Here is a 4937-nt window from a genome sequence, read left to right as displayed (position 1 = left end):
TAGACACACCGTTAACTGAAATTTGACGTTTCTTTCTAGCTTTATCAAGCTCAAGATATATTGCTTCAATTAGTCGTTGTGCAGTCGAGTAGACCGAGGGCACCCTAGCCCCTCACAAAACCGCACGTGACACTCTCATGTCATACGGCTCTTATCCTTCAGTCTTTAGACTATACCTACTTTCCAATGAACAAATAAATCTTTATTGGATTTTGTTAGTTTATTTAAAAAGCTTTTAGATTTCAATGGTCTGTTTTTGTATTTTAAATACTTTCTTTGTATCCATAAAGCTAAATGTGTGTTTATATGCTCCAAAGTAGTAGCTAATTCTTTTCTACCATATTTACCGTAATAGTTTAGCCATCCACGAATTATAGGGTTTAGATCTTTGGCTGTTTCTTCTAATGATTTATTAGTCATCCAAAAAAGTCTCCATCCCCTAATGGTTTGTTTTATTCTGTTTTTCGATTCTTGACTTATAGCTGGTAAAAAGCTAGTAAAGGATTTTTCGTTAGAACCTTTTGCTTTTCTTAGTCTAAAAGTATAACTTAGAAATGTAAATTCAATATCCCCATAGTCTAATCTTCTATTGCTATCTTTACAGTAGACTAACTTTGTTTTTACAGGATATAGCTCCAGTTTACATTCTTCAAATCTTGATTTCAACCTTTTAAGGAGGAGAATACCTTGTTTTTCGCTTTTACAATGGATTACTCCATCATCTGCGTACCTGCACCATTCATTATTTTGAAATTCTCTCTGCAACCAGAGGTCTACTGCGTAATGAAGAAATAAATTTGACAATATGGGGCTAATAACACCCCCTTGAGGTACTCCCTTATTTCTTTCTATTAGTTTGCCTTTAGATTCAATTGGAGCAACTAACCATCTTTTGATGTATAAAATTTCCCATGGGCAATCAGTGTGTTTATATACTGCTTTCATTAAAAGTTCATGGTCAATATTATCAAATAGTCCTTTAATATCATATTCAAGAACCCAATTATATTTCCAACATCTTGTTCTAGTTATTTCAATCGCATCATGAGCAGATTTGTTTGGTCTATAACCATAAGAATCTTTTAAGAAATACTTATCAACCTTTCTTTCAAATACAATTTTTACAACCATTTATGCTATACGGTCTGCAATTGTAGGTATTCTAAGAATTCTTTTCCCACCATCTTTCTTTGGTATCTCAACTGCTTTTACTGGTGGTGGAAAATAAGTTCCCGATGACATTCTATTCCATATTTTATATAGATTATCTTTAAGGTTTTCTTCGAATATTTCCATAGAAACCCCATCTATACCTGCAGACCCTCTATTTGCTTTTATTATCTTATATGAATCATAAACTAACTGTTTCGGTATATAATATGACTTTGTTTTAATCATTTAGTTCCTCCCACAAGATTACTTTGGTTGACTAAACCATAAAACCGAATGATACAGTCCCTTTGCTCATATCCCATTACAGCATCTTCATCACTACTACGAACTGTTCCGACCCTATACTTTGCATTGGTATTTTCACCCTCGTAAGTTCTTTACTTGTGGCTTTTCCCTTATCATCAAAGTCGTAGGTTCTACTGTTCTATATAAAAGCCTATGTTATGTTCATGCCATCTTTACTCCGGTTATCACTTAGACAATAAACAGGTCATCTCTAAATTTATCCTATGTTAGCATACAAACATAGTTTTGATAACATCTGGGCTTTTCGAAGCGTCATCAATGGTTCATTTTCATTCATCTCCATAACACTCATCTGACAAAATCATTGATTTGCCTTTTCCATAACGCTCAATACCATGATTTTTGGTCATAGCACCTTATGGTGATTTGCAATCTCTACCTGCATAGCGAATGCGAAGGGCCCTCCTTCATCTTTTATATAGTTCGAAACACTTAGTCTCAAGTATTTCTTCAGTACACACGTATGCCTATAGCCTTTTTTAAGATGTCTAAGGCATCATCTTTATCTCGAAGTTCTTTTTTAAGTCTAGCTATTTTTTTCTGCGTCAGAGGAATAGTTGACAGCACCTCTATGTTCTACAATTCTATCGTTAGACTTAGCACTTTGACTTCAGTTATTTAGGCTAGATTGAGTAAATCTCAATATTAAATGAAAAAGTAGGATCTATAAAAAATACACATCCTTTTATCATAAATGCTTATGCCTTTTTGGAAAATTTCATAATATATGACTACTTTATTCTCTTTTATCTTAGATCAGCTAAACAAATGTAAATAATAATATATTTAGTATTATGAAAAGCTTTAAAATAAAAAACAAGAAATTCTTTTTAGTGAATCTCTTGTTTTACATATTTAAATATCCACTGAGAGTAATAGAGAAGGAATATAAGCTCCTCTTATTTACTTTACTCTCATGATATGCTTTATTTCCAGAACATATCTATTTTTACTGATTTCTGGACTTTTGATTTTAAATTTGATTCCAAATTCATATGTGTTACTTCTTGTTTCTGATTAGTTCTCCTGTAGCATATTTGTTATATACTCATTTATATTTTTTGTTGAAATTATTTTATATTTTACATCAGATTTAATTAAACATTCCTGATCAGATAATACTATATCAATAAATTTATCCCCCTTTAAATTAAGTTGAATATAATATAAATAACCTTCTATTACATTAGAAACTTTACCATCTCTGTAGTATTCACTATTTTTAAGCAAACTCACAAAATCCTTCATTTCTTCTGAGGTAAATTCATAATCAGTATCCCCCATATATGAAATAGTTCCACCTATTATTTCGTCGATTTTGAACTGATATAAATCATTAAAGTCTTTAGGCGAGTTATTAACTTTTATAAAATATACTGTTATCACAATCAATGCAAAAAACAAAATATATTTATATGTTTTTTTTATAATGTTTTTTCACCACTTTCCGCCTTCTTAATCTAAAAAAAGATAATTTTTAATTAATCTACTTTTCCTATCTCCATCTGAGCCTAACAATTTTATTTAACTTAAATGATATAGGAGAAGCCCCAGTATCGTATATTGCTTTTGCGTTATATAGTAAATCAGAACTATTCCCAGGAGTTGGATTAGGATAATTTTTACGACTATACCAAGATGTAACTGTAGGTTTAGTCGCTGTAGCATCATTTGCGTGATAGACTACATACGGTCGAACTGGTCCGAATTCTTTGTTTACTAAATTAATAAATTTTCCATTCTTTTTTGCATATATCGCTCTGTTCTTCGGATTCACCTGAATGTAAGCATCTGCCCAATCCGAATTATGAACCCTGTAATTTGAAGGTAGTGATGCGGACATAACTGTTCCACTTATTGTTGATACCCAGGAGCTGTCGAACATCATCCCTATTGAAGCTATATTTTTAAGCCATGAGTTTATCTTTGTTTTATTTGATACTTTAAGTTTTTGGACTGTTTGATTGCTTCTGCTAGTTACTAAAGAATAATATGTCCTTCCTTTGTATTTAGTAAAATATGTTGGTGTCGCCGCTTTCTGTTTTGGAACTAAAACTGTATATTCATTTAAAACAACATCTGTATCATTTTCTAGTTGCTCTAGTTCCGTTAAGCAAGCTTCCTCTATAAACTCTAAATTTTTAGATTTTAGGTCAAGTTCTATTACTCCTCGTTTTGCTATTTCTATGTTTTTTTTATTTATTTCTTCGATACTTCTAATTTTTTCTATGTTTAATGCACTACTATTATTGTTTTCAGATGTTAATACTTGTATTTCTTCATATTCATATTCATATTCCTCAATTCTATCAACTTTTTGTTTTAACTCTTCACTATTCACTTGAGCATATGCTGTAGATGGTAGTGCTAATGGAACTATCATACAAATAGTTAATAATAAGCTAATACCTCTTTTTTTCATTTTTTACTCCCCCTTTTATTTTAAAATTAATAAACTATTACTCTACTAATTCGACTAGTACTCTCGACTATTCTATTACCTTTATAAACATATCCATAAGAAATAAATCTGTAAGAATATCCTTTATTTACATACCAATTCTTTGCCAAACCATAACTAGTTGAGTTTCTGGATCCTGACCAGCTTTTGATTGTTGTCCATCTTCCAGACTTATATTGTTGTAAATATGAAATAATTTTTACCTTATCTACATTTCTTGCATTAAGGTAAACTGTACTTGATGATTTCCCATTAGAAGAAATATCAAGTGTACTTTGAAATACATTAATATTTGTAAATAAAGGTCTAACATTTTCAATCTCATTTAATTCTACTGCTTGCCCCTGTTTTGTGAATATTAGTAATGCAATTATTAAGACTCCTAATACCTTTAATATCTTTTTCATATCAAACTATCACCCCCTTCTATTATTATTAACAATCGAGGGGGTGATTTCGTTACACTTTATTTAAATTTATTTTTTAATTAAACTTTTCGCCATAGAAATTAACTCTTTTTCATTTATAGTAGACAATAAATAAAAGCTATATTCTTCATTATTCCAAAATAAAGTTGTTCTATCTTCTTTTTTAAGAATAATACCTTCATTTCCAATAATATCTATTTCTCTAATAGCTGCATCTTCAGAATCTAATTGGAAATTGGTGCCATTTGGAGACTGGTTAAATAATATTTCTTCATTTTTATTATTAATATAATTTACTATTTTTGTATCCCCTAAATCCTCTACATAATCTAGCTCAAATCCACCTGGAATGTATTCCAATTCATAAAATTCATCTATATTTTGTTCAATCTTATTTATTTCTGATTTTGGTTCTTCATTTACTTCAATATCTAAGTATTTTTCAGTATTTTTTATTATAGTATTAAAAAGTTTAACCCTAAATGCATCTACAGTAACTGTTAGTGTTGCTATTGATATAAATAAGATAAGAAATATTATAGCCACTTTAGATATGATACTTTTAAATT

Annotated in this window: 6 protein-coding genes; all 6 read right to left on the bottom strand. The window is 30.1% G+C overall.

All coding sequences use genetic code 11. The features are described from left to right. Nucleotides 1-165: 165 nt before the first annotated feature. A complete protein-coding gene (locus ACTHW2_RS10730; protein ID WP_442263913.1) occupies nucleotides 166-1131 on the bottom strand; it encodes a reverse transcriptase domain-containing protein in 966 nt (321 codons plus the stop codon). Next, nucleotides 1132-1398, bottom strand: a complete 267-nt coding sequence (locus tag ACTHW2_RS10725; RefSeq protein WP_442263912.1) for a hypothetical protein — start codon at nucleotides 1396-1398, stop codon at nucleotides 1132-1134. 1098 nt (nucleotides 1399-2496) lie between these two features. Beyond that, a complete protein-coding gene (locus ACTHW2_RS10720; protein ID WP_442263911.1) occupies nucleotides 2497-2883 on the bottom strand; it encodes a hypothetical protein in 387 nt (128 codons plus the stop codon). Nucleotides 2884-2974: 91 nt separating this feature from the next. Continuing rightward, the gene (locus ACTHW2_RS10715; protein ID WP_442263910.1) at nucleotides 2975-3901 is read right to left on the bottom strand and encodes a hypothetical protein; all 927 of its coding nucleotides are present in this window, start codon (nucleotides 3899-3901) and stop codon (nucleotides 2975-2977) included. A gap of 26 nt (nucleotides 3902-3927) precedes the next feature. Beyond that, on the bottom strand, nucleotides 3928-4347 hold the full coding sequence (locus tag ACTHW2_RS10710; RefSeq protein ID WP_442263909.1) for a hypothetical protein: 420 nt from the start codon (nucleotides 4345-4347) through the stop codon (nucleotides 3928-3930). Nucleotides 4348-4416: 69 nt separating this feature from the next. After that, nucleotides 4417-4937: DUF4367 domain-containing protein (locus ACTHW2_RS10705; protein ID WP_442263908.1), on the bottom strand; the 521-nt coding region annotated here is incomplete at its 5' end.

This window comes from Tissierella sp. (genome assembly GCF_052089545.1).
Lineage (GTDB): Bacteria > Bacillota > Clostridia > Tissierellales > Tissierellaceae > Tissierella_A.
Note: the sequence above shows the minus strand (reverse complement) of the source record. Positions and strands in the feature narration are given on the sequence as shown.